Genomic DNA, 26,806 nt, shown 5'->3' with positions numbered 1-26,806 from the left:
ATGAAGACCAACCACCGGAGTCCTGCCCTGATCGTGCGCGCCCTGCTTCCCCATGCGATGTCCTGCGGCGTGTTCGCCCTGCTGCTGGCCACTCCCCCGGTGCTTGCCCAGCAGAGCGTGCCGGTACCGGCCAGCGATGTGCGCTGCGAGGGTGATACCTGCCGCAGCAATGACGGTGAGCTGCTGCGGATCGGTGATGACGCCGACGCGCCGCTGCTGCCCCTGCCTGGCCACAGTGATCCATCGGCCACCGGCAGCGCGCCGCTGGCACCTGCGGTCACCCCCGACGTGTCCGCGCGCGGCGGCCAGTTCATGGCCGAGCTGCCCAACGGCGGCGTGGTCTGGGCCACCGAAGACCCGAGCATGGTGCCGCCCAGCCTGAGCGTGCAGGCGGCGGCCACCGTGCCGTTCGAGAACGGCCGGGTGATCCGCCCGCTGCGCTTCCACAGCTACAACAACTACGCCTCTTTCATCGACAAGCTGGAAGTCACCCTGTACCGCGGCACGGATACCGACCTGGTGACGCCGCTGGCGCGCATCGAGCTGCCGTCCGACTACGTGGGCGATGCCGAATGGGATGGCAGCGTGCCGGAGCAGTTCAAGCTGCGCACCGGTGATGAGCTGATCTACGTGGCGCGCGCGTACGGCGCCGGCGGTGCGTTCGATGAAACGCAGATCCAGCGCATCCAGCTGGTCACCCCGGCCGACTTCGACCGTGGCCTGCAGGTGACCCGTGACAACGTGCAGAAGACCCTGGGCCAGGCGCTGGATGGGGCCAGCGCGCAGGACCTGCAGGTCAGCAACAGCATCTATGGGCAGAGCATGCTGCGCCTGCAGAACATTCCCATCCACGGCTCGCGCGTGCGCCTGTACGGCCGCAACCTGGAACCGAACAGCCGGGTGCGCATCAACGGCCAGGATTTCCCGGTCGACCTGGAACAGAAGTTCGCCGCCGAGTTCCTTGAGCCGGTCGGCCAGCACCGCTACGACGTGCGGGTGGAATCGCGCGACGCGCCGTCCGCGCAGCGCCAGCTGGATGTGGACGTGACCGGCCGCTACCTGTTCCTGGTCGCCATCGCCGATGTCACGCTGTCCAAGAACAGCGCCAGCGGCAACGTGCAGCCGCTGGCCGCCGATGACCGCGACACCGATGGCTTCCTCAGTGAAGGCCGCCTGGCGTTCTACCTGAAGGGCAAGATGCGCGGCAAATACCTGGTGACGGCGCAGGCCGACACGCAGGACCGCGAGCTGAAGTACCTGTTCCGCGATTTCAGCCGCGCCGATGCGCAGGACGTGTTCCGCCGCCTCGATCCGGACCTGTACTACCCGGTGTACGGCGACGATTCCACCACCTACCGCGACGTGGACACGCAGGGCCGCCTGTATCTGCGCGTGGACTGGGACCAGAGCCAGGCCCTGTGGGGCAACTTCGCCACCGGCATCACCGGCACCGAGTACGGCCAGTACGTGCGTTCCCTGTACGGCGGCGCGTTGAACTGGCGCTCGCTGTCGGCCACGCCGTTGGGTGAAGCGCGTTCGCAGCTGAAGGTGTTCGGTTCCGAAGCGCAGTCGGCACCGGGCCACAGCGAATTCCTCGGCACGGGCGGCAGCCTGTACTACCTGCGCCATACCGACCTGCTGCCGGGCTCGGAACAGGTGGTGCTGGAGGTGCGCGACCGTACCACCGGCCGCACCGAAACCCGCGCCACCCTGCAGGAAGGCGTGGACTACGAGATCGACGACCTGCAGGGCCGGCTGATCCTGACCCGTCCGCTGGCGCAGCTGACGCGCGAGAACGTGCGCAGCATCACCCGCGACATGCCGCTGGATGGCTATGACCAGTTGCTGCTGGTGGACTACGAATACGTGCCGCTGGGCTTCAGCAGCGACGATGTGACCTACGGTGCGCGCGGCCGCCAGTGGATCGGCGACCACGTGGCGGTGGGTGGCACCTGGGTGGAAGAGAACCGCAGCGGCGAGAACTACAGCCTGAAGGGGGCCGACCTGACCCTGCAGGCCGGCCGCGGCACCTACCTGAAGATGGAGCAGACCCGCACCGATGCCACTGCAGCGCCGGTGTTCTATTCGGACAACGGCGGCCTCAGTTTCATCCGCCGCAATCCGTACGAAGGCCGGCGTTCGGGCAAGGCTTCGGCGGTGGAGGCGCGGGCCAACCTGCGTGAACTGGGGTGGACCACCCAGGACTGGAGCCTGGGCGCGTGGTGGCGCGACGTCGATGCAGGGTTCTCGGTGGCCCGGCAGGACACCGGCCTGCCGATCCAGGAATACGGCGCCGAATTCCTCGGTTACCTCACCGATGATTTCAGCCTGTACGGCCGCCACACCCGCACCGAGCAGGGCGAGCTGGCGCTGGAGCAGAGCCAGCTGACCGCCGAATGGCGGCTGGGCAACGATGGCCAGCTGACCGGCGAACTGCGCCGGGTGCGCGAGGAGCAGGAACTGCAGGACGTCTCCGCGCTGCTGGCGGCGATCGGTTACCGCCAGCGTTTCGGTTCGTCGTGGGAACTGTATGGCACCGGCCAGGTGACCCTGGACGATGACGGCGGTGCGTACGAGAAGAACGACCTGCTGACCCTGGGCGCACGCTACCTGTTCGGCGACCGCAGCAGCGTGGGTGCCGAGCTGAGTGGCGGCAGCCGCGGCCACGGCGGCAAGGTCGATGCCGAGTACCGCATGGCGCCCGACCACAGCCTCTACGGCAGCTACAGCTACAGCACCGACCGCACCGGCACCGACCCGTTGTTCGACAGCGGCCTGCAGAGCGGCTGGACGGTCGGACAGCGCTGGCGCCTGAGCAACCAGGTGAACGTCTACAACGAGAGCCAGTACCTGAAGGACCGCCGCCAGGACAGCGCGGGCCTGGTGCACACCCTCGGCATGGACTTCTACCCGGCACAGGGCTGGAACCTCGGCTTCACCCTGATGGACGGCGAGCTGGAATCCACCGTGGGTCGCATCAACCGCCGTGCGTACAGCGTCAGCGGCGGCCGCACCGATGCGGTGGCGCAGTGGAGCAGCAAGCTGGAATACCGCCGCGACAGCGGTGCCGAGCAGCGCGAACAATGGGTGACCACCAACCGCCTGCTGTACAAGCTCAACGAAGACTGGCGCTTCGCCCTGCGCGCCAACTACGCTGACACCCAGGACCGGATCAACCCCGTGGCCGATGCCAAGCTGGTGGAAACCAACGTCGGCTTCGCCTGGCGCCCGCACGACAACACGCGCTGGGCCGGCTTCGGCAAGTTCACCTACCTCTATGACGTGGCTTCGCTGGGCCAGGAAGGCGGCAACCTGTACGACCAGCGCTCGCAGGTGCTGTCGCTGGAAGGCATCCGCCAGATCGGCGAGCGTTGGGAGCTGGCGGCCAAGCTGGCCTCACGCTGGGGTGACTACCGCACTGGCCGTGGCGAGGGCGCCTGGCTGGACAGCCGCGCCGACTTTGCCGCCCTGCAGCTGCGCTACCGCCTGTTCGCGCAGTGGGAAGGGCTGGCCGAGCACCGCTGGCTGAAGGTGCGTGATGGCGGCGTCCGCAAGGGCTGGCTGCTGGGCGTGGACCGGCGGGTGGGGGAGAACTTCAAGGTCGGCGTCGGCTATAACTTCACCGAATTCAGTGATGACATGACCGAACTGAAGTACGACCAGAAGGGCTTCTTCCTGAACATGGCCGGGTATTACTAGCATCGCCTGCCACGCATGGCGTGGCACTACCGGGGGAGCGGATATGGCCGTCTGCCTCGGTGGGCTGAACGACCGGCAACATCCCCGGGCTGAATGGGGTGGGCCGATGGGATTTTGCGGCCCAAAACGACCATTCATGCACCTGATTCGTTTCAAGTTGTTGATTTTTAACGTATTCGACCATGGTCGAGCCTGCTCGCCATTGTCATCAATACGCGATAGGGTAGGGATGTTGAATCGCCCATTGTTTCGTTCACGGAACACTGGAACTTCCTCCCGCTTTAGCAGTCCAAAAGCCGGACTGCTAAGATGAGCCCTATGAGCCAGAACACCTCTACTGCCCTTGTGGCAAACAATCTCCCGATTCCCAGTGCGCTCGGTTCGCTGGACGCCTACATCGGTGCCGTGCACCAGATCCCGGTGCTGTCGGTCGATGACGAACAGGACCTGGCCCGTCGTTTCCGCGACGGTGACGATCTGGACGCCGCACGTGAGCTGGTGCATTCGCACCTGCGCTTCGTGGTGCACGTGGCCCGCGGTTACAACGGCTACGGCCTTGCGCTGGGCGACCTGATCCAGGAAGGCAACATCGGCCTGATGAAGGCGGTCAAGCGCTTCGACCCCGACATGGGCGTGCGCCTGGTGTCCTTCGCCGTGCATTGGATCCGTGCCGAAATGCACGAGTTCATCCTCAAGAACTGGCGCATCGTCAAGGTCGCCACGACCAAGGCGCAGCGCAAGCTGTTCTTCAACCTGCGCAAGTCGAAGACGCGCCTGGGCTGGATGAACGCGGCCGAAGTCAGCGCCGTCGCCAAGGACCTGAACGTGTCCGAGCGCGAAGTCATGGAAATGGAATCGCGCCTGTCCGGCCGCGATATCGGTTTCGATGCACCGACCGACGAGGACAACGATCACGCGCCGCCGTCGCCGGCTGCGTTCCTGGTGTCCAACGACGAAGACCCGTCGATGGCCTACGAGCGCGAGGACAGCGAAGACAACCAGATGCAGCTGCTGCGCGAAGGCCTGGCCGAGCTGGATGCCCGCTCGCGCGACATCATCCGCCGCCGCTGGCTGGATGCTGACAGCAAGGTGACGCTGCAGGAGCTGGCCGATGAGTACGGCGTATCTGCCGAGCGCATCCGCCAGGTCGAAGCGAACGCGCTGAAGAAGATGAAGGCACTGTTCACCGCGTAAGCGGAGTGGCGTTGCAATGACGAAGGGCCCGGCAATGCCGGGCCTTTCTTGTTTGTGGGGCGCGCGCATCCACGCATGGCGTGGATTTGCTCTGACGGCGGGACGGGGACTGTGCCGACCGCGTCATGCGCTGAATGCTGATGTTCACGCCGTACCACTCGGTGGCACGGTATGATCATGTCGCGCGTATTCCGTACTCGAGCTTTCAATCGCAGCACACGCAGGACCATGCTGTCCGACGCAGCGTTGTGCCGGGCGATAATGGAAATGGAAGCGGGTCTGGTGGATGCAGATCTTGGCGGAGGCCTCTTCAAAAAACGCGTCGCGTTGCCGGGGAGGGGAAAGCGCGGAAGCGCTCGAACCATTGTCGCAACGCAGCGAGGCGGGCATTGGTTCTTTCTTTTTGGATACGAGAAGAACGCACGTGCCGCGGTCACCAATGTGGAACGGGATGCGCTGCAGTTGTACGCATCGGAATTTCTGAAAATGAGCGCGGCACAGTTGAAGCGTGCCGTGGAGTACGGGGATTTACAGGAGATCTGCCATGGCGAAGGCCCTTGAGCGAAGGCGCGCGAAAAGTGCGCTTCTTGAGGCGGTGCACGATGCTGCTGTGAGCCTGCACGCGCATGGCGTCATCGACAAGCGCAGGATGAGTACCTATGAGGCCCTCTGCCTTGAAACCGTACCCGAGTACAGCAGTGCCCAGATCCGAGCGCTGCGTACCTCGCTGAAGCTCAGTCAGCCGGTCTTTGCAGGCGTTCTCAATACCAGCGTTTCCACCGTACGCAGCTGGGAGCAAGGCGAGAAGAAGCCCAGCGGGCCCTCACTGAAACTGCTGAACCTGATTGATCGCAAGGGACTCGAAGCAGTCCTCTAAAGCAGAGGCCCGGCGTTGCCGGGCCTCCTTCGTCGGTGCGCTTGATCCACGCATGGCGTGGATCTACTCAGCTCTCGCGTGCGATCGCGCGCCAGCCGATGTCGGTGCGATGGAACTCATTGGCCCAGGTCACCTTGGCGACGCCTGCATAGGCATTGGCCTGCGCGTCGCGCACGCTGTCGCCCAGCGCGGCCACGCACAGCACGCGGCCGCCGGCACTGAGCACCTGGCCCTGCGCATCCAGCGTGGTGCCGGCATGGAACACCTTGGCATTGGCAGGCACCTCGTCCAGACCCGAAATCACCTCACCGGTGATCGGCGCCTCCGGATAGGGCTTGGCGGCCAGCACCACGCCCAGCGACGGGCGCGGATCCCACTGCGCGTCCACCTGGTCCAGGCGGCCATCGATGGCCGCTTCCACCAGGTCCACCAGGTCCGACTGCAGGCGCAGCATCACCGGCTGGGTTTCCGGGTCGCCGAAGCGTACGTTGAACTCGATCACCTTCGGCGCGCCGCTGGCATCGATCATCAGGCCGGCATAGAGGAAGCCGGTGAACGGGATGCCGTCGGCGATCATGCCCTGCACGGTCGGGTTCACCACCTCGCGCATCACCCGCGCGTGCACTTCCGGGGTCACCACCGGCGCGGGCGAATAGGCGCCCATGCCACCGGTGTTGGGGCCGGTGTCGCCGTCGCCGACGCGCTTGTGGTCCTGCGAGGTAGCCATCGGCAGCGCGTGCACGCCGTCGACCATGGAAATGAAGCTGGCTTCCTCGCCATCAAGGAACTCCTCGATGACCACGCGCGCGCCGGCATCGCCGAAGGCGTTGCCCGAGAGCATGTCACGCACCGCATCCTCGGCTTCGGCCAGGGTCATCGCCACGATCACGCCCTTGCCGGCAGCCAGGCCATCGGCCTTGACCACGATCGGGGCGCCCCCGCTTTCATTGGATTTGTCGCGGAGGTAGGCGAGCGCCGCGTCCACCTCGGTATGCACGGCGTAGAACGCGGTGGGGATGTTGTGGCGGGCCAGGAAATCCTTGGCGTAGGCCTTGCTGCCTTCCAGCTGCGCGGCAGCGGCCGTCGGCCCGAAGATGCGCAGGCCGGCGGCGCGGAAGCGGTCGACCACGCCGGCCACCAGCGGCACTTCCGGGCCGACCACGGTCAACGCCACGCCTTCGGACTGGGCCAGCGCCAGCAGGCCGTCGATGTCGGTCACCTTCACCGCCACGTTGCGGCACTTGTCTTCGTTGGCGGTGCCGGCATTGCCGGGCGCCACGATCACTTCGGTGACACGGGAGGACTGGGCCAGCTTCCATGCCAGGGCGTGTTCGCGGCCGCCAGAGCCGATGACAAGTACGTTCATCACGAGATTCCAGATTGCGTGGGAAGGGAAGGGCGATGTCCCCGGCGGCGCGCGTGGTTCACTCGCAGCCCTCGCGCTGCAGCGCGTCGGGGAAGGAATAGGTCCAGGACTTCGGGTCCAGGGTGAAGCGGTGCTGCTGGCGCACGGGGGTGCCGCCGCAGGTGCTGCCGGTCTCCTCCACCTGCAGCGGCCACACGCGTGCGGTGCGGTCGCTGTCGTCGAAGCGCTGGATGAAATCGATGTTGAAGATCTTGCTGCGGCAGTCTTCGGCTGCATCGGCGTCGTCGCAGTCGTAGGCGGCGCCGTTGTCGATGTGGCTGCGCATGCTGCCGGTGTCGACCAGGCCCTTGGGGCCGGGCAGGACCAGCGATTGCGAGATCAGCGAATAGCCCTGCCCAAACCAGCCATCCTCCATGCGGAAGCCGTAGAAATCGCTGCCGGCACGCACGATCTGCACCGTGCCGGGCTGGCCGCTGCTGCCGTAGGTGCCACCGGTCAGCTCTGCGGCCACATCGAAGCCGCTGGTCGTCGGGCGCAGCACGTAGAAGTCGATGGTGCCCGGCTCGGGGTGTCCGGCCTCGACCAGCGCGCCGCACACCGCCAGCAGCTGCTGCCAGCTGTCGCCACTCACCACCGGCTGCTCGGCGCAGACCTGCCAGCTGACCGGACGCGTTTGGCCGTCCTGGGTCCACTGGCCGCGCCAGTCACCCGACAGCTGCGCGTCCTTGCCGTACCGCGCGGTCAGGAACGCCTGCAGGCGCGCGGTGCGGCTGACATGCCCGGCCGCCGCGGTGCTGGCCGCGGCCGGCGCCTCTGCCTGCGGGGCAGAGGCGGGTGCCGGCTCGGCGGCCGGCTTGCAGCCGGCCAGCAGGGCCGCGCCCATCAGGGCGGGCAGAAGCAGAGGCTTGATCGAAACTGCGGACATCCGTGTCGCTCCAGAATCAGTGGCGGAAGTGGCGCACGCCGGTGAACACCATGGCCAGGCCATGCTCGTCGGCGGCGGCGATGACTTCCGCATCGCGCATCGAACCGCCCGGCTGGATGACGGCCTTGATGCCGGCGGCCGCTGCGGCGTCGATGCCATCGCGGAACGGGAAGAACGCATCGGAGGCCATCACCGAACCCTCGACCACCAGGTTCGCGTCGGCGGCCTTGATGCCGGCGATGCGTGCCGAGTAGACGCGGCTCATCTGGCCGGCGCCAACACCGATCGTGCGGTTGTCCTTGGCGTACACAATCGCGTTGGACTTCACGAACTTGGCCACCTTCCATGCGAACAGCAGGTCGGTGAACTGCTTGTCGGTCGGTGCCACCGCGCTGACCACCTTCAGTTCATCGCGGGTCATGCCGCGGTTGTCCGAGGACTGCAGCAGCAGGCCCGAGCCCACGCGCTTGCTGTCGAAGTTGTTCAGGCCATCACCGTGCGGGATGCGCAGCACGCGCACGTTGGCCTTCTTCTGCGCGTATTCCAGCGCGGCCGGCTCGTAGTCCGGGGCGATCAGCACTTCAACGAACTGGCGGTCGAGGATGACCTTCGCAGTGGCCGCATCCAGCGGCTTGTTGAAGGCGATGATGCCGCCGAAGGCGCTGGTCGGGTCGGTGGCGTAGGCCAGTTCGTAGGCATCGCCGTTGCCGGCACCGACGGCCACGCCGCACGGGTTGGCGTGCTTGACGATGACGCAGGCCGGCGCATCGAACTGGCGCACGCATTCCCATGCCGCATCGGCATCGGCCAGGTTGTTGTAGCTCAGTTCCTTGCCCTGCAGCTGCTGGAACGTGGCCAGGGTGCCCGGCACCGGGTAGAGGTCGCGGTAGAACGCGCCGCTCTGGTGCGGGTTCTCGCCGTAGCGCAGGTCCATCACCTTCACGAAGGTGGAATTCATCTGCGCCGGGTACTCGGCGCGGGCCGGCACGGCGGCGTCGGTGGCGGTGACCGCCGAGAGGTAGTTGCTGATGGCCGCATCGTACTGGGCGACGCGGTTGAACGCGGCCACCGAGAAGGCGAAGCGGGTGCCCGCGCTCAGCTGGCCATCATTGGCGTCCAGCGAGGCCAGCAGTTCGGCGTACTGCGACGGGTCGGTGGCCACCGCCACGCGGGCGAAGTTCTTGGCCGCCGAGCGCAGCATGGCCGGGCCGCCGATGTCGATGTTCTCCACCGCGTCGGCCAGGGTGCAGTCGGCCTTGGCGGTGACCGATTCGAACGGGTACAGGTTCAGCACCAGCAGATCGATGGCGCCGATGCCGTGCTCGGCCATCACCGCGTCATCCAGGCCCGAACGGCCGAGCAGGCCGCCGTGCACCATCGGGTGCAGGGTCTTGACCCGGCCGTCCATCATTTCCGGGAAGCCGGTGACGTCGGCCACGTCCTTCACGGCCAGGCCCGCATCGCGGATCGCCTTGGCGGTGCCGCCGGTGGACAGCAGTTCGACGCCGCGGGCGGCCAGCGCGGTGGCCAGCTCGACCAGGCCGGTCTTGTCGGAAACGGAAAGGAGGGCCCGACGGACGGGCAACAGATCAGCAGTCATGGGGACAGGGCAATCGGCAGCGGAGCGGGGCCGATATTGTAGTTCGTGGGGGGCGGTGGCGGGCGCTGCCGGCGCGCTTTGCTGGCCCCGGCAGGGGAAAGCGGCCTGCATCGGCATGCCGGGCTGAACACGCCATGGGGTAGGCTATGCCGGAACTGCCAGGGATCAGCGGGTTCGGATCGTGTCGATCTATGCATTGAAGGGACGTTTCCAGGACCTCCTGCGTCCAGCCGTACGCGGGCTTTACCGCCTCGGCGTCACCGCCAACGCGGTGACCGTGGCCGCCGCCGTGGTCTCGCTGCTGGTGGCTGCCGCCGTGTGGTGCTGCGGCCCGGCGCAGCCACTGCTGTACCTGCTGCTGCCGTTGTGGATGCTGCTGCGCATGGCCCTCAATGCCGTGGACGGCATGCTGGCCCGTGAGTTCGGCCAGCAGTCGCGGCTGGGCGCCTACCTGAACGAGTTGTGCGATGTGATCGCCGACGCCGCGCTGTACCTGGCCCTGCTCAGCGTGCCGGGCGTGCGGCCCGAGGCGCTGTGGCTGCTGGCCTGGACCGCGGCGCTGAGCGAGTACGCTGGCGTCCTCGGGCTGATGGTCGGTGCCCGCCGCCGCTATGACGGCCCAATGGGCAAGAGCGACCGCGCCTTCGTGGTCGGTACGCTGGGCCTGCTGCTGGCGTTCGGGTGGGTTGGCGCGATGACGGTCACTGGCGTGGCTGCGGCCATGGCCGCACTGTGCGTGCTGACGATGATCAACCGCGTCCGTCGCGGGCTGCAGGAAGCGGCGGTTCCACCGCAGTAGGCACAACAAGACAGCACGGAAAGACAATCAGGAGATTGCATGCGTCAGGCGCAGGAACGGGAATTCCACAGCTTCGACCAGGTACCGCTGTTCTACCGGTACTGGGCGAGCACCACCGCGACCACCACGCCGGCCAGGGCCATCGTGCTGCTGCATCGCGGCCACGAGCATTCCGGCCGGGTCACCCACCTGGTCGATGAGCTGGACCTGCCCGATACCGCGTTCTTCGCCTGGGATGCGCGCGGCAACGGCCGGTCGCCGGGCGCACGCGGCGATGCGCCGGGCTTCCCGGCACTGGTGCGCGACCTGGACAGCTTCATCGCCCACATCGGCGCCGAGCACGGCATCGCGGTGGAGGACATCGTGGTGATCGCGCAGAGCGTGGGCGCCGTGGTGGCCGCCACCTGGGTGCACGACTACGCGCCGCGCCTGCGCGCGCTGGTCATGGCTTCGCCGGCGTTCAAGGTGAAGCTGTACGTACCATTCGCGCGCGCTGGCCTGACCCTGATGCAGAAGCTGCGCGGCAACTTCTTCGTCAACAGCTACGTCAAGCCGCAGTGGCTGACCCACGATCCGGCACGGGTGGAAAGCTACCGCACCGATCCGCTGATCACCCGGCCGATCTCGGTGCGCGTGCTGCTGGGCCTGTACGCGGCCGCCGACCGCATCGTCGCCGATGCGCAGGCGATCAGCGTGCCGGTGCAGCTGCTGGTGTCCGGTTCGGATTTCGTGGTGCACCGTGGCCCGCAGGACCGCTTCTACGAGCGCCTGTCCAGCCCGATCAAGGAACGCGTGCACCTGCCGGGCTTCTTCCACGACACCCTCGGCGAACGTGACCGCGCGCCGGCCCTGGCACGCATCCGCAGCTTCATCCAGGCGCGCTTCGCCGAGCCGCTGCGCGAACTGTCGCGCCGCGATGCGCACCGCCATGGGCCGACCTTCGAAGAGTCCGAGATCCTGGCCTGGCCGCCGCAGCGCAACAGCCTGGCCGACCTGCGCTGGCGCGTGGTGCGTGGCGGACTGCGCGTCGGCGGCACGCTTTCCGAAGGCATCGCGCTGGGCCTGCGGACCGGCTTCGATTCGGGCAGCACGCTGGACTACATCTACCGCGACGAAGCGCGTGGCAAGGGCCCGCTGGGCCGCATGGTCGACCGCAACTATCTCGATGCGATCGGCTGGCGCGGCATCCGCATCCGTGGCCAGCACCTGCAGGAACTGCTGCGCGACGCCGCCCAGCGCCTGCGCGGGCAGGGCACGCCGGTGCGCGTGCTGGACGTGGCCGCCGGCCACGGCCGCTATGTGCTGGAAGCGCTGGGCCAGGGCGAACAGCGCGCCGAGCGCATCGTGCTGCGTGATTTCAGCGATCTGAACGTGACCCAGGGACAGGCGTTGATCGAGCGTCTCGGCGCGTCCGACATCGCCCGCTTCGAGCAGGGCGATGCGTTCGACCCGGTGCAGCTGGCGCAGGTCGACCCGGCGCCGACACTGGCGGTGGTCTCGGGCCTGTACGAACTGTTCCCCGACAACGATGCGGTGCTGCGTTCGCTGCAGGGCATCGCCGCGACCGTGCCGGTGGGCGGCTACCTGGCCTATACCGGCCAGCCCTGGCACCCGCAGCTGGAATTCATCGCCCGCGCGCTGACCAGCCACCGCGGTGGTGCGGCGTGGGTGATGCGTCGTCGTACCCAGCAGGAAATGGATGAGCTGGTGCGCCTGGCCGGGTTCGAGAAGGTGGCGCAGCGCATCGACGCGTTCGGCATCTTCACCGTATCGCTGGCGCGCCGGACCGCGTGATGGCGACGTTGGCTGCCACCCCGCTGGCTGCGGAAGGGCGCCCTTGGCGGCGCGCGCTGTTGTGGTTGGTGCTGCTGGGGCCGTTCTTCTTTGCCAGCTATGGTTTTGCCAACTGGATGGCCGGCCGCCACGCCACGCTGCCGGTGATGGCGTTTGCCTGGGAAACGCACATCCCGTTCGTGCCGTGGACGATCGTGCCGTACTGGTCGATCGACCTGTTCTATGCGATCTCCTTCTTCCTGTGCCGGCAGCGAATGGAGCTGGACCGGCACGCGCTGCGGCTGTTCAGTGCGCAGCTGATCGCGGTGGCCTGCTTCCTGCTGTGGCCGCTGCGCTTCAGCTTTGCACGGCCGGAAATCGGCGGGGTGTTCGGCTGGCTGTTCGATGTGCTGCTGGGTTTCGACAAGCCGTTCAACCAGGCGCCGTCGCTGCACATCGTGCTGCTGATCGTGCTGTGGGTGAAGTACGCGCAGTACCTGCAGGGTGCGTGGCGCTGGCTGCTGCATGGCTGGGCGCTGCTGATCGGCGTTTCGGTGCTGACCACCTTCCAGCACCACTTCATCGATGTGCCCACCGGGCTGCTGGGCGGCTGGCTGTGCGTGTGGCTGTGGCCGGAGCAGGGCGCGCCGCCGCTGCGGGCCTGGCGCATGGCGGGTGATCCGAAGCGTTGGCGCCTGGCCTCGATCTATCTGCTGGGCGCGGCGATGCTGCTGGTGCCGGTGGTGATGCTGGGGGGCGCGGCGCTGTGGCTGCTGTGGCCGGTGGTGTCGCTGCTGCTGGTGGCGCTGGCCTATGCCGGGCTGGGCATGGCGGTGTTCCAGAAGCGCGCTGATGGGCGACTGACCATGGCCGCGCGCTGGCTGCTGGCACCGTACCTGGCTGCGGCCTGGATCAATTCGCGGCTGTGGACGCGCGCTGCGCCGCAGCCGGTGGAAGTGGCCGGTGGCGTGTGGCTGGGCCGCATTCCCTGCGCCGCGCTGCCGTCGCCGTTGCGCGGCGTGGTCGATGCCTGCGCCGAGCTGTCCTGCCACGCGCCGGGCGCGGCCTATGCCAGCGTGCCGATGCTGGACCTGGTGGTGCCTGCGCCGGTGCAGCTGGCCGAGGCCGCCGATGCCATCGAAGCCCTGCGCGCGCAGGGGCCGCTGCTGGTGTGCTGCGCATTGGGCTATTCGCGCAGTGCAGCCAGCGTGGCCACCTGGCTGCTGCGTACTGGGCGGGTCTGCAGTGCCGCCGAGGCTGTGGCCCAAGTGCGTGCCGCACGGCCGTCCATCGTCCTGCATGACGTTCATCTACAGGCCATCGCGGCCGCCGCCACACGGGAGAGCAACGCATGAGTTCCGCTGCCGATCTGCCGATGATGCACCTGCTGCTGCGCCAGGGCAGGTTGCCTGCCGCGCTGTCACTGGGCCTGCTGCTGGTGGCGCTGCTGTTGCTGGGGATTGAACCCGGATTGGCGATGTTCGCTGCCGGCCTGCTGTTGCTGAGCGTGGCGGTGGGCGTGGTGCAGTTGTACTACGCCGTGCGCGTGCAGCTGGATGCCAGCCTGCTGCAGCTGCTGCTGAAGGAGCAGCTGCAGGGCGAGGCTGCGTCCGAGCGGGTCGACGCGGCCCTGCACACCGCCGGTCTGCGCCGCCGCGATGCGCAGGCGCCGGTGCGCGGCTGGGACGCGCGCTGGATCGGCATGCGCCGCCTGCTGGTGCGCCAGTACGTGGCCACGCTGCTGCAGTTTTCGGTGCTGCTGCTGGCCGTGCTGTGGCCGCAGACCTGAGCGGAGGTATCGATGTTTGCTGAGCTGATCGCCCGCGCCTGCAGTGGCGCGATCCATGTGGTGACCGGTGCGCGCGCGCTGTGGATCGGCTGTGCGCCGTCCAGCGAGCACCGCGTGTACTACGGTAACCATGCCAGCCATGGTGACTTCGTGCTGATCTGGTCGTCGATGCCGCCGGCGCTGCGTCGCCAGGTGCGGCCCGTGGCGGCCGCCGAATACTGGCAGGGCGATGCGCTGCGCCGTTACCTGATCGACGCGGTGTTCAACGGCGTGCTGGTCGAGCGCGACGCCGCGCGGCGCCAGCAGGATCCGCTGCAGGGGCTGCGCGATGCGGTGGATGAAGGATGCTCGTTGATCCTGTTCCCGGAAGGCACGCGCAACATCGGTGAGGATCCGCTGCTGCCGTTCAAGAGTGGCATCTACCATCTGGCGCGGCAGCGCCCGGAACTGGAGTTCGTACCGGTGTGGATCGACAACCTGAAGCGGGTGATGCCGAAGGGGCGTTTCCTGCCGCTGCCGCTGTTGTGCACGGCCACCTTCGGCACCCCGCTGCGCCTGCAGGCCGATGAGGACAAGGCCGCGTTCCTCGCGCGCAGCCGCCAGGCACTGCTGGACCTGGCACCGAACGGAGGCCGCGCATGAGCTTCCTTCTTGATGTATCCGGCGACCTGGCCACGCAGAGCGTGGGCCAGCAGACCGGCCTGCTGTTTGCCGGTGTCGGCGCGGTGCTGGTGCTGGCCACGCTGGTATCGGAGACGCTGCGCTGGCGCCAGCGCGACAACCCCAGCGCGGTCATCGCCAACCTGGTCTCGCGCATCCGCGCGTGGTGGGTGATGGCCATTGTCGTCGGCGGTGCGCTGCTGTTCGGCCGCACCGGGGTGATCGTGCTGTTCGCGATCATCTCGCTGTTCGCGCTGCGCGAGTTCATCACCCTGGCGCCGACGCGCTCGGGCGATTACTACGCGCTGCTGGCCGCGTTCTACATCGTGCTGCCATGGCAGTACTACCTGGTGTGGATCGACTGGTACGGCATGTACACGCTGCTGATTCCGGTCTATGCGTTCCTGTTCCTGCCGATCCTGTCGACCATCGGCGGCGACACCACGCATTACCTGGAACGCACGGCCAAGGTGCAGTGGGGGCTGATGATCTGCGTGTTCTGCATTTCGCACGTGCCACTGCTGCTGAACCTGCGCGTGCCCGGCCACGACCCGGCGCGCAACGTGCTGCTGTTCGCCTTCCTGGTGATCGTGGTGCAGTCTTCGGACGTGCTGCAGTACATCTGGGGCAAGCTGCTGGGCAAGCGCCTGATCGCGCCGAAGCTGTCGCCGTCGAAGACAGTGGAAGGCTTCGTCGGCGGCGTGCTCAGCGCCAGCGCGCTGGGTGCGGCGCTGTGGTGGATTACTCCATTCACGCCGCTGCAGGCGTTCGGCTTGTCGCTGCTGATCAACCTGATGGGGTTCTGGGGCGGCCTGGTGATGTCGGCGATCAAGCGCGACCGCGGCATCAAGGACTGGGGGCACATGATCGAAGGCCATGGCGGCATGCTCGATCGGCTGGATTCGGTGTGCTTTGCCGCGCCGGTGTTCTTCCACGTGGTGCGGTACTACTGGAAGGCAGGCGGGGGCGGTTGATTCTGCGCGGCCCTCATCCACGCATGGCGTGGATCTACTGGAGAGTCGAGCCATGCTCGACTCTACACGGCGGCGCGCTTACGCGCTGATGCCGTATTCCTTCAGTTTCTTGCGCAGGGTGGCGCGGTGGATGCCCAGCATCGCCGCGGCGCGGCTCTGGTTGCCTTCGCAATGGTTGAGCACTTCCACGAACAGCGGAATCTCCATCTCGCGCAGCACGATCTCGTACACATCGTCCGCATCGCAGCCATCGAGGTCACGCAGGTAACGGCGCACGGACTGGGCGACGTGCTCACGCAGCGGTGGCCGGGCAGCGCCACGACTATTGTCAGGACGAGAAAGGACAGCGTTCAAGGGGGTTCCCGATTCGGTGGCCCGTGCGCGCGGGGCGCGCGGCCGGACGAGGTGGTGGCGGTCAGTCTAGCGCGAGCGTGCCCGACCTGCCACGGCTGGACGCCATCGACCCCTTCAAAGGAATTCGAAGGTGAATGCGACCGTGGATGCTGCCGGCTCCTGCACGCGGAAGGCGATGCGCGCGCTCTGCCCCGGTTCCAGCAGGGCCGCGCCCGGGTTCTCACCCAGGTACTGCGCGGGCGGGAACACACCGGTGCCGATCACCCGGCCATCGGCATCGGCCAGTGACAGCCGCAGGTCCGGCCATGCCTGCGCCCAGCGCGCATCGTTGCGGATGCTGGCCTGTACCTGCAGTACGCCAGCCTGCCCAGGCAACGGGCGGATCTCGCGACTGGTCATGGTCAAAGCAGTGGGTTCGCGCCATGCCGGCAGGCTGCAATGGAGGACGCCGCACAGCGCGCCGAGCCACGGGCGGTGGCCGGCGTCGGCCGCCAATCGCGTTCTGTCAGCCAGCACGCTCTGCAGTACCAGCAGCAGTGCCAGCGCAGCGACCAGTGCCCAATGCCAGCGTGGTGCGGGCAGGGCGCGAGGGCGCACACCGAGGAAGCTGGGCGCATCGCTGCCCGGCGCGGCCGGCTGGGGCGCGTCGGGGCCGGCCGAGGTTTCGACGGCCGGCTCATCGACATCGAGCGGCCGCGTTTCGAACACGTGCGCGATCTCCACTGCCGGTTCGGCCGGCGGATCAAGCGTGGCCGCCTCGTCGCTGCTGGCAGTGGCCGGGTCCTCAGCGTGGTCCTGCACGGGTCCGGCCCCGGGCGCCGTATCGGCTCCCGGCGCGGGACGCAGGAAGGTGGCAAGCGGACGACGCGGCGGGTTCGGCTCGGACATGCTCAGGGTGCAGGTTCGGATCCAGCAGTCATTCAACCACGATCAGGCGCGACGTACGCCGGTGATGCGCATCCAGTCGCCATCCTGGGTGGCCTGCAGCTCATCGAACCACGCGGCATAGCGCTGCAGCAGTTCGCCTTCCTGGCCATGCAGGATGCCCGAAAGGGCGATGCGGCCACCGGCCGCGACGCGCGCGGCCAGCAGTTCGGCCAGTGCATCCAGCGCCGAGGCGAGGATGTTGGCGACCACGATCGGGTAGGTGGCCACTGGTTCGTCCTGCGGCAGGTAGACGTGCATGCGCGCCTGCTCGCCATTGCGCTCGGCATTGTCGGCGGTGGCGATCAGCGCCTGCGGATCGTTGTCCACGCCGATGGCTTCGCCGGCGCCCAGCTTCAATGCGGCCAGCGCCAGGATGCCTGAGCCACAGCCGAAGTCGAGTACGCGCTGGCCCTGCAGCAGGCCATCCACGGCCAACTGGTCCAGCCAGCGCAGGCACAGGGCCGTGGTCGGATGGGTGCCCGAGCCGAACGCCAGGCCCGGGTCCAGGCGGACTACGGCGGCATCGGCGGCCTGCGCGGCCTCGGGCAGTTCATGGTTCCACGGCACGATCCAGGTGCGGCTGCCGAAATCCATCGGCTGGAACTGGTCCAGCCAGGCCCGTTCCCAGTCCTCATCCTCGACCGCGCGGAAGCTGCCGCCGGTCCAGTCCAGTTCCGGGTCGAACGCCTCCAGCGCGGCCAGCAGCAGCAGCGCGTTGCTGTCGGCCGGGAACAGTGCGCTCAGCACCAGCGTGTCCCACAGCGGGGTTTCGCCCACGCCCGGTTCCAGAATGGCCTGTTCGTTGCTGGTGTCGGCCTCGGCATCGAGCAGGGTGACCGCCAGCGCGCCCACATCCTCCAGCGCGTTCTCATAGCGGGGCTGGGTGGCTTCGGTGCAACGCAGGGTCAGTTCCAGGAACGGCATGGCGGTGGGGGCAATCGCGGGAAAGGGGGCCATGCTAGACCATCCGGGCGTCTCCGTATCCCTTGAGATGCTCGGAGGGGCTGAACGAGATCGATTCAGACACGCCTCACAGGCCTTGCTAGACTTGGCGCCTTCCTGCCCGACGTGCCGTAATCGACCGCCGATGGCCCTCGCCCCGACCCTGAAAACCTGGTTGCTCGTGCTGCCGGCCGTGGCCGTGCTGGGCGTGGCCGGTTATCGGGCCAGCGGCCATGGCCACGCGGCGCAGGTGGACGTGGGCGCGCCGATGGCGGTGTCCACCGCCGGCGTCGAGGACGCGCTGCAACCGGTAATGCCCGAAGCGCTGGCCCGTCGCCTGGCCGGTTTCGAGCGCGGCGACGGGCTGCCGTCGGGCCTGCCACTGGACCTGCGTGCCGACATCGAAGGCGAGACCGACCTGTTCGCATATGCGCAGCGGCTGAAGGCGCAGGCCGAGCAGGGCAACCATGAAGCACGCTGGATGCTCAGCCGGGTCTACGACTACTGCGCGCAGTACGCGATCGATCCCGGTGGCTACCGGCTGGACAACAACGTGCTGGCCGGACTGGGCCTGAGCGCGGCACCGGCGATGGTGCAGGCGCGCGAACGCGTGGCGCAGCGCTGCGGTGGTTTCGTGCCGGGTGACAACCTGGGGCCGTCGCTGGTGTTCAACGAACGCCGTCGTGCCGCCCTGCAGGGCAACCTGGCTGCCGAAGCAGCGCTGTTCGCCGAAGGTGAGCCGCTGCACAGCAATGACCAGTACCGCCGCGACCTGGTGGAACGCGTGCGTGCCTCGCGTGACCCGGAGGCCTACATGGCCCTGGCGCCGGGCATGGGCGTACGTGCCGCCGGTGACAAGGCGCTGGCCAACATGGTGGCCGGTGAACAGCTCAGTGAGATGGCCTGGCGTGTTGCGGCCTGCCAGCTTGGCCTGCCGTGCGGGGCCGACAGCGTGCTGATGAACAGCTATTGCGCGAACGGAGGCATCTGTTCGCAGGATGGAACGCAGGATTTCCAGGATTTCGTGTATGACGCTGCGGTATCGCGGCAAGGTGCGGGGAAGATGAACGAATGGATCAAGCAATTGATTGGAAAGAGGAACGGGCAATGAATTACCGTCGATTCCTGCACGGGGCCAAGTTCTGGTTCTGGGTGGCGTTGTTTGTCGCGTACTCGGCCGGTGCGGTCGGCCTGTTGATGATCGACACCTATGAGGATCGCTACCGGCACCTTTCCAAGGTTGAACTGACCTCGGTGAAGGCGCAGGAAGACGTGCGTCGCGCCGGTGCCAGCCAAGTGGCCGCGGTGTATCGCGCGCAGAGTGGTGCACCGTTTGCCTCGCTGCCGGCCGGCAGCACCTTCCAGGTGGTCTGGCCCGATGGTTCGACCGAAACCATGGTGATCGTCGACCCGACCTCGCCCAACGGTGTGCGCCCGCTGGCCGACACCCAGATTCCGGCCGAAGTCGCCGACAAGCGCTGACGCAAAAAAGGGGACGGAGGGGATCAAGTCGTTTGTGGCACAAACGACTTGATCCCCTCCGTCCCCTTTTTTGCAACAGGAAAGGGCGGGGAAATCCCCGCCCTTTCCGTGTCCAGCCGCTGGCGCTGATCAGGTCAGTGCGATCGGCTTGTTCTTGCGTTCGGCCAGGCGCTTTTCCAGGTAGTGGATGTTCTGCCCACCGGCCTGGAAGCCCTTGTCGCGCATGATGCGCTGCTGCAGGGCCACGTTGGTCTTGATGCCATCGACCACCATCTCGCTCAGCGCCACGCGCATGCGGGCGATGGCGGTCTCGCGGTCCGGGCCGTGCACGATCAGCTTGCCGATCATCGAGTCGTAGTTCGACGGCACGCGGTAACCACTGTAGATGTGGGTGTCCACGCGCACGCCGGGGCCGCCCGGTGGATGGAAGCCGGTGATGGTACCCGGGCTCGGCACGAAGGTTTCAGCGTCTTCGGCGTTGATGCGGCACTCGATGGCGTGGCCGCTGAGCACCACGTCGCTCTGCTTGATCGACAGCTTCTGGCCGGCGGCGATCTTCAGCTGCTCGGCCACCAGGTCGATGCCGGTGACCATTTCGGTGACCGGATGTTCCACCTGGATGCGGGTGTTCATTTCGATGAAGTAGAAGCGGCCGTCTTCGTACAGGAACTCGAAGGTACCGGCGCCGCGGTAGCCGATGCGCACGCAGGCCTCGGTGCAGACCTTGCCGATCTGCTCGCGCTGTTCGGCGCTGATGCCCGGTGCCGGTGCTTCTTCCACCACCTTCTGGTGGCGGCGCTGCATCGAGCAGTCGCGCTCACCCAGGTGGATGGCGTTGCCCTGGCCGTCGGCCAGCACCTGGATCTCCACGTGGCGCGGGTTCTCCAGGAACTTTTCCATGTAGACCTCGCCATTGCCGAACGCGGCCTTGGCCTCGCTCTTGGTGGTTTCGATCGAGGTCTTCAGCGAGGCTTCGGCATGCACCACGCGCATGCCGCGGCCACCACCGCCACCGGCCGCCTTGATGATGACCGGGTAGCCGATCTCACGGGCGATCTTGGTGTTGGCGACGATGTCATCACCCAGCGGGCCGCCCGAACCGGGCACGCACGGCACGCCCGCGGACTTCATCGCGCGGATGGCTTCGACCTTGTCGCCCATCATGCGGATGGTGTCGGCCTTGGGGCCGATGAAGATGAAGCCGGACTCCTCCACGCGCTCGGCGAAGTCGGCATTCTCCGACAGGAAGCCGTAGCCCGGATGGATGGCCTGGGCATCGGTGACTTCCGCCGCGGCGATCAGCGCCGGGATGTTGAGGTAGCTCTGCGGCGACGGTGCCGGGCCGATGCAGACCGACTCGTCGGCCATGGCCACGTGCTTTAGGTTGCGGTCGACCGTGGAGTGCACGGCCACCGTGCGGATGCCCAGGGTGTGGCACGCGCGCAGGATGCGCAGCGCGATCTCCCCTCGGTTGGCAATGACGACTTTGTCGAGCATGGCGTGCCCCTCAGCCGATCACGAACAGCGGCTGGTCGAATTCCACCGGCTGGCCGTTCTCGCCCAGGATGGCGACGATGGTGCCGGACTTGTCGGCTTCGATCGGGTTGAACATCTTCATCGCTTCGATGATGGCCAGGGTCTCGCCTTCCTTGACCTGCTGGCCAACGGTGACGAAGGCCGGCTTGTCCGGAGCGGCCGACGCGTAGAAGGTGCCGACCATCGGCGAGCGCAGCACGTGGCCTTCCGGCAGGGCCGGGCCCGGCTTGGCGGTGCCACCGGTGGAGGCTTCAGTGGGCGACTGCATCGGCATGGCCTGCGCAGCCGGGGCGGCCGGCGCGGCGTACACCGGGGCAGCGACCGGGGCGGCATAGCCGGCCACCGGGGCGCGCGACAGGCGCACGGACTCTTCGCCTTCCTTGATTTCGATTTCAGCCAGGTTCGACTCTTCCAGCAGGTCGATCAGCTTCTTGATTTTGCGCAGATCCATGAGGGCCTCTTTGGTTTCTATCTAGGTGAGGTAGAGCGCCGGCTGGCGCCCGGGTCGACAATCAGGTGGGCGACACCCGCAGCAGCGCCGCGTCCATCGCGTAGCGGTAGCTGTCGGCGCCGAAGCCACACACCACGCCCACCGCCTTGTCACTGAAATAGCTGTGCTGGCGGAAGGGTTCGCGGGTGTGCGGGTTGGACAGGTGGATCTCGATGAACGGCACGGCCACCGCCGCCAGCGCATCGCGCAGGGCGACCGAGGTGTGGGTGAAGGCGGCCGGGTTGATCAGGATGAACGTGGTACCGTCGGTGCGTGCGGCCTGCACGCGGTCCACCAGTACGTGTTCGGCGTTGGACTGCAGGCTTTCCAGCGCATGCCCGGCCGCAGCGGCCTGGGCGGCCAGCGCCTGGTCGATGTCGGCCAGCGTGGTGTGCCCATAGACCTCCGGCTCGCGGGTGCCGAGCAGGTTGAGGTTGGGGCCATGCAGGACCAGCAGCTTCGCCATGGAATCCGATCAACGGGAAAGGGCGGCAGTCTGGCGGAACCTGTGGATGCTGTCCAGTTCGGCGAAATTGCAGGTGTTTAAAGCGATCGTTTGAAAATCGTGGGAGCGCTTGCGGCTGTACGGGTGGCGACGGATCAAGGCCCGCTGAACGCCGCGACGGCGGGGATGCCCGCACGAAGGCCGAAGATGGCGTAGATCCGGTCTACGCGTGGATGGCCGCCGCCGCGCCCGGTAGATCCACGCCATGCGTGGATGGCCAGCTCCCATGCGTGGGTGAACCCACCCGGCACTCAGGTCTCCAGCGGCACCGTCGGCACCACGTTCGGGAACACCTCTTCCAGTGGCTCGGTCTCACCGGGTTTCGGCGCGGGCCAGTTGTAGGCATTCACCGGCTGCGCGCGGTTCACCCACAACGCGTAGTACAGATGGTCGGCGCGGCCATCGCCGGTATTGGGGTGGATGAGGATGGTCAGGCCCAGGCTGTTGAGCTGCAGCCACGGCACCAGTACCGGCAGCAGATCGTTGGTGAAACCGAAGTAGAACGACGGCGTGACATGCGGCCCACGCGGCTCCAGGTTCCAGTTGCCCAGCTCCACCGGAAAGCGCTCGGCCGCCCAGCGCCGCAGCAGCGCGGCTTTCTGGTAGCTGTCCTCATCGAAGTAGATGTGCGCGTGGTAGCTCTTGATATCGGTATAGGCGCGCGGCCGGCTGGGCAGTGGCGATTCGCCCGGGCGCACGCTGGGCGGGCGTGGTGTCGCCTCGGCGGCGGTGTTCTGGCCCCAGGGGCTGCGGCCCTGCGCGGGGGGCGGCACGATCGGCCGGAAGCCCGGCTGGCCCGGCTCGGTGGTGTTGGGCGCGGCGCTGGCCGTGCTGGTGACAGCCAGCCCACCCACCGCTGCCCCGGCCGAGGCAATCAGGCGCCGACGGACGGGGGAGAGCAGGTCGGCCCAAAGGGAGTCTTCGGCGTCGAACGGCGGGGCAGGGGTGTGCGGTGGCATGACCAGCGTCCTGAGGGCAGAACCCCTACGCTCGGCGAGGGTGGCTGCGGCGTCCAATAAGCAGCCGGCATCACCTGATGCCACGCCTCTTCCGGGCGTCACCTCGATGCGCTACAACGTGTGACTGCACAGCGGACGTTGCAAACCGATGAAGTGGCGTGAACCCTGGCTGCTGGGCCTGCGGCACCAGCCGCGATTCAATCCTTTCCAGTGGCAGGTACTGAAAACCGCGCTGGTGTTGAGCGGCATGTTCGCTGTCCTCGTTGCAGTGACGGCATTCACGCAGGAGCGCAGTGCCGGTGACATCGCCCTGTCGCTGGCCATCTGCGTCGGCAGCGGCCTCGCGATGGCACTGCTGACCTACTTCTTTTACTGGCTCAGCCCGCGCACCGTCACCCATGGGCCGAATGGCATCGTCATCATCAAGGGCGAAAGCACGTTGCTGCTGCCCTGGCAGGCCATTGCCGGCTACGCATTCGTCTCTGTCGAGGGCGAAGGCGCACTGAGCCTGCATGACCACGCAGGTGTCGACCATCGCGTCTTCCTGTCTGATCGGATCACCCGCACGGTGATCGAGCGGACCCTGCGCGAGCACACCGGCCTGGTCCCGGGTCTGCCCCGTTGAGTCGTGCCCGCGACCGGGCTAGGGTGGCCGGGCCATGCACCGGACCTTCACCATGAGCGCTGTTGACACCGGGACCGCCCGCCGACGTGCTGCCTTCCGGCAACTGCATGCGCAGGGCTGCTTCGTGCTGCCCAACCCGTGGGACGTGGGCAGTGCGCGCTACCTGCAGCGGCAGGGCTTCCAGGCGCTGGCCACCACCAGTGCCGGCTGCGCGTGGAGCGAGGGCAGGCCCGATGGTGCCGTTTCGCTGGAAGCCACGCTGGAACACCTGCGCCTGATGGCAGGCGCGACGTCGCTGCCGTTGAACGCGGACTTCGGCGATGGATTCGGTGCGACGCCGGATGAGGTCGGCGCAGCGGTCACCGCCGCCCTGGATGCCGGCATCGCCGCGCTGTCCATTGAAGATGCCAGCGGCGTGGCGGGGGCGCCGCTGCGGCCGCTGGAGGAAGCCGTGCAGCGCCTGGCGGCTGCACGTGCGGCCATCGACCGTGCCGGTGCCGACGTCCTGCTGGTGGGGCGTGCGGAGAACTTCTTCGTCGGCGTGCCTGATCTGGAAGACACCCTGCAGCGGCTGCGCGCCTATGCCGCAGCCGGCGCCGACGTGCTGTACGCACCGGGCATCACCACGCGCGAGCAGATCATGGCGGTCGTTGCGGCGGCAGGACCGAAGCCGGTGAACCTGCTGGTCGGTGGGCCCACGCCGCTCACCTTGCAGGACATCGCCGCGCTGGGCGTGCGCCGGGTCAGCCTGGGCGGGGCCTTGGCGCGTGCGGCATGGGGAGGGCTGATGCGGGCCACGGACCCGATCCTGCGCGAGGGCCGTTTCGACGGCCTGCAGCAGGCCGCCGCAGGCGCGGTCTTGAACGACCTGTTCCGTTGACGCCATGGACAATGTAACCGCCTATGGCGCGCTGGTAAGGGAGATGGAGGCGCTGCGGCTGGAGGGCCACGCACGTGGTGCCAGCACGTGGAACCACCAGCACCTGCAGGAAACGATGGTCGTACCGTTGCAGTAGATCCACGCCATGCGTGGATGCATCTGCAGCCGGGGTCAGAGCCCTTCTGCGAAGGGCTCTGACCCCAAGGCATCCTCAGAACCGCGCGGTCAGGCCGACGAAGAACGTGCGCGCGCCACCGTCGTAGTTGTTGCCTTCCTCGATCGTGGACACGTCTCCCAGGTTCTGCACGCCCGCGCGCAGGGTCAGGTTCTCGTTCACGTCATAGCCGGTCACCAGGTCCACCGTCGTGTAGGCCTTGGCAAACGTCGCGCTGGTGGAGGACACCAGCTGCCTGCCGATGTGCTGTGCGCTCAGGTTCAACGACCACGCATCGGTCACGTCCCAGTTCAACGAGGTATTGCCGGTGATCTTCGGTACCACCAGCAGGCTGGCGCCGGTGGTGCGGTTCTTCGATTCCAGCATGCGCGTGGCGTTGGTGGTCCAGCTGATGCGTTCGTGCAGTGGCACGGTCACGCTGGCCTCGATGCCACGCGTGCGTGCCTTCTGCACGTTCTGCGCCACGGTCCACCAGAAGCCGTTGACGAAACTGGTGGTCTGGCCCGGCAGCTCGCGCAGCGGGACCTGCTGGATCTTGTCGTCGAAATCGGTGAGGAAGTAGGTGGCCGAGGCCGACCAGCCGTTGCGGTCAAAGCCCACGCCCAGCTCGTAGTTGGTGCTGGTTTCCGGCTCCAGGTCGGGGTTGCCTGCCATGTAGCAGCCGGTGGTGCCGTCTGCGCTGACCGAGCGGTTGGTCCAGCCTTCGGCCACCAGCGAAGTGCAGCCGTTGCCGCCGGACTGGGTGGCCGCACCGGCCGTGCCCTGCTTCAGGTTCGGTGCCTTGAAGCCCTGCGACACGCCACCCCGGATGGTCCAGTCGTCGCCCGGGTGCCAGACGCCGTAGATGCGCGGGCTGATGTTGTCATCGTAGTTGTCGGTGTTGTCCCAGCGCAGGCCCACGGTCAGCACGAAACGCTCGTGCAGGGTGATGTGGTCCTCGGCGAACAGCGCCCACGAATCAGCTTCGCTGACCGGACTGATGCGGCCGCTGCCGGTCCAGGTCACCGGCACGGTGCCGATCGTGTCCGCGTTCTGAAGCTCCTCGCGCTTCCACTGCGCCCCGACGTTCAGGCTCTGCTCGAAGCCCCAGTGGAAGCCGTGGGTAAAGGCAGTGTCGAACACCGTCTCCTTGGCATGCGTGCCCAGCACGCTGCCCTTGTCCTTGTAGTCGTTCTGCACCAGGGTCGACTTGGACGTGGTGGTGTCGCCATAGCGGCCGTCGTGGCTGACGACGTAGCCGGTCTGCACCAGCTTGGACAGGCCCCAGGCATACACATCACCGGCACCGGTGTTGCGCTGCTCGCCGCGCGAACCTTCCACGGTCAGCGCGTGGTCGTCGTTGATGCGCCAGTGGAACTGCAGGTTGGCGTTCTGCGCTTTGTTGCCGGGCGTCTGCCGCGCACCGGTATCGGATTTGTGGTCGGTCACGTTCGCACCGATGCGCACACCCAGGTTGTCGGTCAGCGGGCCACTGAACAGCGCGCCCATCTGCGTGGTATCACCGCGCGTGTCCGAGTCGGGCATGCTGTGGTTGAGGGTGACCGAGCCGCCCCAGTGGTCGCTGATCCTGCGGGTGATGATGTTGATCACACCGCCCATCGCATCCGAGCCGTACAGCGAGGACATCGGACCGCGCACCACTTCGATGCGCTCGATCATGTCCGGCGACAGCCAGTTCAGATCCTGCGGACCGAGGTCGTCGCGGTAGTTCACGCCGGAGGAATTGCCTTGGCGGCGGCCATCGATGAGGATCAGCGTGTACTGCTCGGGCAGGCCGCGCAGGCGGATCTTCGACTGCGCACCGGACAGTGCATAGCCGCCGGTCACGCCCGGTACGGTGCTCAGCAGCTGGCCGATGCTGGTGACCGGCTTGCGCTCGATCTCCTCGCGGGTGATGACGCTGATGCTGGCCGGCGCATCCTTGATCCACTGCTGGGCGCCGGTGGCGGTGACCACCACGGTGTCCATCTGCTTGGCCGACGAAGCGTCGGCGGCGGCATCAGCGTGGGCGGTGCTGGCCAGCGCAAGACCAATCGCCGCGGTCAGGGCGGCAACGGAACGACGGGATTTCAAAACGGCATGCGACATCGCGCAGTACTCCTGTTGAGGGTCCACTGGCGATGGCTGGGACGTCCGTGTGTGGGGTTTTCAGAATTCCTTAACAATCGTATCACGAATCATTCGCATTTGAAGTGGAGCGATACATGACGTGCCAGTTGGCTAGCCCGGCACCGCCCCGGCTGAAATCAGCGTCCTGCGCAGCAAGCTGGTGGAA

26 protein-coding genes are annotated in these 26,806 nt (G+C 67.2%); 15 read left to right on the top strand and 11 right to left on the bottom strand.

The annotated features are described in order from the left end of the window. The 4 genes from VER16_RS18980 to VER16_RS18965 all read left to right on the top strand — a co-directional run bounded on the left by VER16_RS18980 (position 1) and on the right by VER16_RS18965 (position 5,770). Positions 1–3,699: a TonB-dependent receptor gene (locus VER16_RS18980; RefSeq protein ID WP_324810793.1), complete on the top strand. Its 3,699-nt coding sequence runs from the start codon at positions 1–3 to the stop codon at positions 3,697–3,699. Positions 3,700–4,017: 318 nt separating this feature from the next. Next, positions 4,018–4,893 carry an RNA polymerase sigma factor RpoH gene (gene rpoH, locus VER16_RS18975; RefSeq protein ID WP_079223786.1) on the top strand — a complete coding sequence of 292 codons (876 nt, stop codon included), beginning with the start codon at positions 4,018–4,020 and terminating at the stop codon, positions 4,891–4,893. Between the two features lie 171 nt (positions 4,894–5,064). Then, positions 5,065–5,454, top strand: coding sequence for a type II toxin-antitoxin system RelE/ParE family toxin (locus VER16_RS18970; protein ID WP_324810791.1), 390 nt, complete (start codon positions 5,065–5,067; stop codon positions 5,452–5,454). Then, positions 5,438–5,770, top strand: coding sequence for a DNA-binding transcriptional regulator (locus VER16_RS18965; RefSeq protein ID WP_324810789.1), 333 nt, complete (start codon positions 5,438–5,440; stop codon positions 5,768–5,770). The genes VER16_RS18970 and VER16_RS18965 overlap by 17 nt, the downstream gene beginning before the upstream one ends. A gap of 67 nt (positions 5,771–5,837) precedes the next feature. Here VER16_RS18965 and purD read toward each other — a convergent pair whose 3' ends face one another. Genes purD through purH form a run of 3 tightly spaced genes read right to left on the bottom strand, consistent with a single transcriptional unit; the run spans position 5,838 to position 9,661 of the window. Continuing rightward, on the bottom strand, positions 5,838–7,136 hold the full coding sequence (purD, locus tag VER16_RS18960; protein WP_324810787.1) for a phosphoribosylamine--glycine ligase: 1,299 nt from the start codon (positions 7,134–7,136) through the stop codon (positions 5,838–5,840). Positions 7,137–7,194: 58 nt separating this feature from the next. Continuing rightward, complete coding sequence (locus VER16_RS18955; protein ID WP_324810785.1) at positions 7,195–8,061, bottom strand: hypothetical protein; 867 nt, start codon at positions 8,059–8,061, stop codon at positions 7,195–7,197. A 16-nt stretch (positions 8,062–8,077) separates the two neighbouring features. After that, on the bottom strand, positions 8,078–9,661 hold the full coding sequence (purH, locus tag VER16_RS18950; RefSeq protein ID WP_324810783.1) for a bifunctional phosphoribosylaminoimidazolecarboxamide formyltransferase/IMP cyclohydrolase: 1,584 nt from the start codon (positions 9,659–9,661) through the stop codon (positions 8,078–8,080). A 181-nt stretch (positions 9,662–9,842) separates the two neighbouring features. Between purH and VER16_RS18945 the strand changes: the two genes are divergently transcribed. Genes VER16_RS18945 through VER16_RS18920 form a run of 6 tightly spaced genes read left to right on the top strand, consistent with a single transcriptional unit; the run spans position 9,843 to position 15,656 of the window. After that, positions 9,843–10,460, top strand: coding sequence for a CDP-alcohol phosphatidyltransferase family protein (locus VER16_RS18945; protein ID WP_324810781.1), 618 nt, complete (start codon positions 9,843–9,845; stop codon positions 10,458–10,460). A 39-nt stretch (positions 10,461–10,499) separates the two neighbouring features. After that, entirely contained in the window at positions 10,500–12,254 is a 1,755-nt protein-coding gene (locus tag VER16_RS18940) for a bifunctional alpha/beta hydrolase/class I SAM-dependent methyltransferase (RefSeq protein ID WP_324810779.1), read from the top strand. Then, a complete protein-coding gene (locus tag VER16_RS18935; RefSeq protein WP_324810777.1) occupies positions 12,254–13,588 on the top strand; it encodes a phosphatase PAP2/dual specificity phosphatase family protein in 1,335 nt (444 codons plus the stop codon). The genes VER16_RS18940 and VER16_RS18935 overlap by 1 nt, the downstream gene beginning before the upstream one ends. Then, entirely contained in the window at positions 13,585–14,022 is a 438-nt protein-coding gene (locus tag VER16_RS18930) for a hypothetical protein (protein ID WP_324810775.1), read from the top strand. Before VER16_RS18935 ends, VER16_RS18930 begins: the two co-directional genes overlap by 4 nt. 12 nt (positions 14,023–14,034) lie before the next feature. Next, complete coding sequence (locus VER16_RS18925) at positions 14,035–14,664, top strand: lysophospholipid acyltransferase family protein (protein ID WP_324810772.1); 630 nt, start codon at positions 14,035–14,037, stop codon at positions 14,662–14,664. Further along, positions 14,661–15,656, top strand: coding sequence for a phosphatidate cytidylyltransferase (locus VER16_RS18920; protein WP_324810770.1), 996 nt, complete (start codon positions 14,661–14,663; stop codon positions 15,654–15,656). The genes VER16_RS18925 and VER16_RS18920 overlap by 4 nt, the downstream gene beginning before the upstream one ends. A 78-nt stretch (positions 15,657–15,734) precedes the next feature. On the opposite strand, the gene fis is transcribed toward VER16_RS18920, so the two are convergent. The 3 genes from fis to prmA all read right to left on the bottom strand — a co-directional run bounded on the left by fis (position 15,735) and on the right by prmA (position 17,861). Next, entirely contained in the window at positions 15,735–16,010 is a 276-nt protein-coding gene (gene fis, locus VER16_RS18915) for a DNA-binding transcriptional regulator Fis (protein WP_006397198.1), read from the bottom strand. A 114-nt stretch (positions 16,011–16,124) separates the two neighbouring features. After that, positions 16,125–16,898, bottom strand: a complete 774-nt coding sequence (locus tag VER16_RS18910) for a DUF3426 domain-containing protein (protein ID WP_324810767.1) — start codon at positions 16,896–16,898, stop codon at positions 16,125–16,127. A 42-nt stretch (positions 16,899–16,940) separates the two neighbouring features. Next, positions 16,941–17,861: a 50S ribosomal protein L11 methyltransferase gene (gene prmA / locus VER16_RS18905; RefSeq protein WP_324810899.1), complete on the bottom strand. Its 921-nt coding sequence runs from the start codon at positions 17,859–17,861 to the stop codon at positions 16,941–16,943. Between the two features lie 163 nt (positions 17,862–18,024). On the opposite strand from prmA, the gene VER16_RS18900 reads away from it, so the two are divergent. Both VER16_RS18900 and VER16_RS18895 read left to right on the top strand, forming a co-directional pair. Next, entirely contained in the window at positions 18,025–18,990 is a 966-nt protein-coding gene (locus VER16_RS18900; RefSeq protein WP_324810766.1) for a hypothetical protein, read from the top strand. Further along, on the top strand, positions 18,987–19,361 hold the full coding sequence (locus VER16_RS18895) for a hypothetical protein (protein WP_324810764.1): 375 nt from the start codon (positions 18,987–18,989) through the stop codon (positions 19,359–19,361). Before VER16_RS18900 ends, VER16_RS18895 begins: the two co-directional genes overlap by 4 nt. A 129-nt stretch (positions 19,362–19,490) precedes the next feature. On the opposite strand, the gene accC is transcribed toward VER16_RS18895, so the two are convergent. From accC to VER16_RS18875, 4 genes are all read right to left on the bottom strand, one after another. Then, positions 19,491–20,858 (bottom strand): acetyl-CoA carboxylase biotin carboxylase subunit, encoded by a 1,368-nt coding sequence (gene accC / locus VER16_RS18890; RefSeq protein ID WP_324810762.1) that lies wholly within the window; start codon positions 20,856–20,858, stop codon positions 19,491–19,493. A gap of 10 nt (positions 20,859–20,868) precedes the next feature. After that, positions 20,869–21,348: an acetyl-CoA carboxylase biotin carboxyl carrier protein gene (gene accB, locus VER16_RS18885; RefSeq protein ID WP_324810761.1), complete on the bottom strand. Its 480-nt coding sequence runs from the start codon at positions 21,346–21,348 to the stop codon at positions 20,869–20,871. 61 nt (positions 21,349–21,409) lie between these two features. Further along, on the bottom strand, positions 21,410–21,853 hold the full coding sequence (gene aroQ / locus VER16_RS18880; RefSeq protein WP_324810759.1) for a type II 3-dehydroquinate dehydratase: 444 nt from the start codon (positions 21,851–21,853) through the stop codon (positions 21,410–21,412). 290 nt (positions 21,854–22,143) lie between these two features. Continuing rightward, positions 22,144–22,851 (bottom strand): DOPA 4,5-dioxygenase family protein, encoded by a 708-nt coding sequence (locus tag VER16_RS18875; protein ID WP_324810757.1) that lies wholly within the window; start codon positions 22,849–22,851, stop codon positions 22,144–22,146. A gap of 148 nt (positions 22,852–22,999) precedes the next feature. On the opposite strand from VER16_RS18875, the gene VER16_RS18870 reads away from it, so the two are divergent. From VER16_RS18870 to VER16_RS18860, 3 genes are read left to right on the top strand one after another with little or no spacing between them, the layout of a single operon-like run. Beyond that, entirely contained in the window at positions 23,000–23,476 is a 477-nt protein-coding gene (locus VER16_RS18870) for a hypothetical protein (protein ID WP_324810755.1), read from the top strand. 52 nt (positions 23,477–23,528) lie between these two features. Continuing rightward, positions 23,529–24,356, top strand: a complete 828-nt coding sequence (locus VER16_RS18865; RefSeq protein ID WP_324810753.1) for an isocitrate lyase/phosphoenolpyruvate mutase family protein — start codon at positions 23,529–23,531, stop codon at positions 24,354–24,356. Positions 24,357–24,360: 4 nt separating this feature from the next. Further along, the gene (locus VER16_RS18860) at positions 24,361–24,492 is read left to right on the top strand and encodes a hypothetical protein (RefSeq protein ID WP_324810751.1); all 132 of its coding nucleotides are present in this window, start codon (positions 24,361–24,363) and stop codon (positions 24,490–24,492) included. Positions 24,493–24,567: 75 nt separating this feature from the next. Here the strand turns inward: VER16_RS18860 and VER16_RS18855 are convergent, their stop codons facing one another. Further along, a complete protein-coding gene (locus VER16_RS18855; protein ID WP_324810748.1) occupies positions 24,568–26,619 on the bottom strand; it encodes a TonB-dependent receptor domain-containing protein in 2,052 nt (683 codons plus the stop codon). Between the last annotated feature and the right edge of the window lie 187 nt (positions 26,620–26,806).

The sequence above is a fragment of the Stenotrophomonas sp. genome, from assembly GCF_035634915.1.
GTDB lineage: Bacteria > Pseudomonadota > Gammaproteobacteria > Xanthomonadales > Xanthomonadaceae > Stenotrophomonas.
The sequence above is the reverse complement of the archived record's forward strand: the minus strand, read 5'-3'. Positions and strand labels throughout refer to the sequence as shown.